This window comes from Pseudomonas sp. Pseusp97, from assembly GCF_047304025.1.
In the GTDB taxonomy this organism is placed as follows: domain Bacteria; phylum Pseudomonadota; class Gammaproteobacteria; order Pseudomonadales; family Pseudomonadaceae; genus Pseudomonas.
Genome location: NZ_JBGLYK010000601.1, coordinates 1 through 242, shown reverse-complemented (window position 1 = coordinate 242; position 242 = coordinate 1). Strand labels below are relative to the sequence as shown.

Genomic DNA, 242 nt, shown 5'->3' with positions numbered 1-242 from the left:
CCAACCATGGGGGGCGTGGTCTTTCTCTTAGTGTCCTCCTTGGTGGCTTTAGTAGTTGGTTTGGCTTTTGGTCATCTCAACTTTACCCTCCTCAGTGGGGTAGTGGGCGTTATATTCTTCGGCGGTATTGGCTTTGCCGATGACTTCTTGAAGATTTTCCGCAAACAAAACGAAGGACTTAATCGGGCCCAAAAGTTTATCTCTCAATTGATCGGTTCAGCCCTCTTTGTAGGCATCTACCT

The 242-nt window shown here is 47.5% G+C and carries 1 pseudogene; it reads left to right on the top strand.

What is annotated here, in order from left to right:
- A pseudogene (locus ACCC94_RS30490) lies at window positions 1–242 on the top strand (phospho-N-acetylmuramoyl-pentapeptide-transferase); the annotation flags it as partial.